Origin of the sequence: Pseudomonas juntendi, from assembly GCF_009932375.1 — a bacterium.
GTDB classification, from domain to species: domain Bacteria; phylum Pseudomonadota; class Gammaproteobacteria; order Pseudomonadales; family Pseudomonadaceae; genus Aquipseudomonas; species Aquipseudomonas juntendi.
The window spans coordinates 1-2,759 of sequence record NZ_BLJG01000197.1; the positions used below are offsets into that span (position 1 = coordinate 1).

Sequence of the window (2,759 nt, forward strand, 5' to 3'; positions counted from 1 at the left end):
CTACCTTGAAAATCGCCGACCGGCAACATGGCTTGACCCGCCGCCTGGCCAAAATCGTTCCCGATCGGCGTGATCCTGGGCGTGTCCAGCACGGACTGCAGACACTGCTCGCCCAGCGTATCTATGCACTGGCCGCCGGCTACGAGGATCTCAACGATCATGACGGCCTGCGCCATGACTACGCGCTGCAGACTGCGGTCAACCGCCTGCAACCGCTGGCCGGCAAATCCACTCTGGGGCGCCTGGAACAGCAAGCCGATCGCGAAACGGTGGTGCAAGCCCATCGCCTGCTGTGGGAGCACTTCATCGCCCAGCATGACCAGGCGCCGGCTGAGATCGTGCTCGACTTCGATGCGACCGATGTGCCGGTGCATGGTGATCAGGAAGGGCGCTTCTTCCATGGCTATTACGACCATTACTGCTTCCTGCCGCTCTATGTGTTCTGTGGTCGCCATCTGCTGGTGAGCTATTTGCGCCCGAGCAACATCGATGGCGCCCGACACAGTTGGGCCATCCTGGCACTGCTGGTCAAGTTCATTCGCCGCTTCTGGCCAGAGACCCGCATCGTGTTCCGCGGTGACGGCGGTTTTTGCCGACATCGCATGCTCGACTGGTGTGACCGCAAGCAGGTGGATTATGTGGTGGGTCTGGCCCGCAACACCCGCCTGCAGCGGATGGCGGCGCCGGCCATGCAAGCTGTCGCCGAGGCCTACCAAGAAACCGGGCAGAAGATGTCCGGCGTGTATCGCTTCCTCTATCAGGCCGGTAGTTGGCGTAGGCGCCGCCTGGTCGTGTCGCGCCTGGAACATGGCGAGCAGGGTGCCAATCCACGCTTCATCGTCGTGTCCCGCTTTGCCGAGGATGCTGCCCAGCAGTACTACGAAGACTACTGCGGCCGTGGCGACATGGAGAATCGGATCAAGGACCAACAGTTGGATCTGTTCGCCGACCGCACCTCCAGCCCACGCTGGTGGACCAACCAGTGGCGGCTGATGCTGTCGGCCTTTGCCTATGTGCTGTTCGAACGGCTACGCGATCATCTCCAGGGCACCGCATTGGCGCGCATGAGCATCCATAACCTGCGCTTGAAACTGCTCAAGATCGGTGCGGTGATCATTCGCAACAGCCGGCGCATCCGCGTGCTGATCAGCGAGGCCTATCCGCATCAGGAACTCTTTGCGGGGCTGGTTGCCCGCCTCAAGCCGACCTGAACAGGCGGGCGCCCCCGGCCCGGCTCAATGGGGGAAAGGGGGCAGTGCGCCCCATACGCGGGAATTGAATAAAAAACGATCAATTTTTAGCGGTGGAAGGCAGGTTGTTGATACACCGAGGCTTCACCGGCCACGCCTGCCGGCCTCATGAGAAATCCGGGTTAAAAACAATTAACTCTTGATTGAAAAATTATTTTCTCGGATAAAACACCCTGTGGATAATTACCGTGCTTTATACGAGGGCTTTTTCGCACTTGCGTGCACCCGTATTGTTCATTTAGTAGCCAAGATCGGGTAGGAGGCGGCCTCACGGCCGCCGTCCTCCCACACCACCGTGCGTACGGTTCCGTACACGGCGGTTCAGGCCATGCGGTTAAGCCGATTGATCGTATCCAGTATCGAGACCAGTCCAAGTCTGTCCCATAGCTTCTTCGGCAGCGCCTGATTCATATGCGGCGCTCCTGAGTTCCACCACGGGCCTCGGCCATTGACGGCCGACTTGCAGGCACGCTCCTCGCTCAATCCCAGGCGCATCAGGTTGCGCGCCCTCGTAGAGGGCTGCTTCCATTGCCGCCAGATGACACAGCGAAGTTTGTGCCTGACCCAGCCATCCAGCTCTTCCAGTGGACGCTTGCTCTGGCTGAGCTTGAAGTAGCCTGCCCAGCCTCGCAGCACCGGGTTTACCCGCTCGATGACATTCGCCATCTTGTGGCCCCGCACCCCTCGCAGCAGTTCCCTGAGACGGTCGCGCACACGGCGCAGGCTCATGGTTGCCACTCGCAGTCTAGGCTGCGAGTGCCAACTCATCCCATACCCCAGGTAGTCGCATTTCCACGACCCAGCCACGCGACTCTTGTCCCGATTCAGTCTCAGTTTCAGACGGTGATTCAGGAACCGCTCGACACTGGCCAGCACTCGTTCGCCAGCACGCGGACTACGGACATAAATGTTCGCGTCATCGGCATAGCGCACGAAGCGATGGCCTCGCCGCTCCAACTCACGGTCGAGTTCATCGAGCAGGATGTTCGACAGCAGCGGCGAAAGCGGGCCGCCTTGCGGCGCCCCCTCCTGCCGATGGCTGACAACCCCGCCCGACATGACGCCCGCTTCGAGGTAACGGCGGATGAGTCTGAGCACCTGTTTGTCTTCGACATGGCGCTCAACACAGAACATCAGGATGTCGTGGTTGACCCGATCAAAGAACTTCTCCAGATCGAGTTCCACGCAACACCTATGACCCGCCGCCACATGGGTGCGGGCCATCTCGACAGCCTGGTGAGCGCTTCTGCCCGGACGGAAGCCGTAGCTATAGTCCGAGAACAGCGGATCGAAGATCGGCGTGAGCTGTTGCAGCAGGGCTTGCTGGATCAGGCGATCCACGACACTGGGAATGCCCAGTTGCCGCATACCGCCCTGCGGTTTGGGAATTTCGACCGCCCGAACTGCCTGGGGATGGTATTCACCTGCCAGCAGCCTGACCTTCAGGATGGGCCAATACTGTTTCACGTAGCCTGCCAAGTCGGCGACCGTCATGCCATCGGCACCCGG

General features: G+C 60.5%; 2 protein-coding genes. One reads left to right on the forward strand and one right to left on the reverse strand.

Translation table 11 applies throughout. From position 1 onward, the window contains the following. The coding region (locus tag GYA94_RS21070; RefSeq protein WP_161893038.1) for an IS1380-like element ISPa33 family transposase at positions 1 to 1,211 on the forward strand (1,211 nt) is incomplete at its 5' end. A 360-nt stretch (positions 1,212 to 1,571) separates the two neighbouring features. On the opposite strand, the gene ltrA is transcribed toward GYA94_RS21070, so the two are convergent. After that, positions 1,572 to 2,759 (reverse strand): group II intron reverse transcriptase/maturase (gene ltrA / locus GYA94_RS21075; protein WP_161893039.1); only part of this gene is annotated, 1,188 nt, incomplete at its 5' end.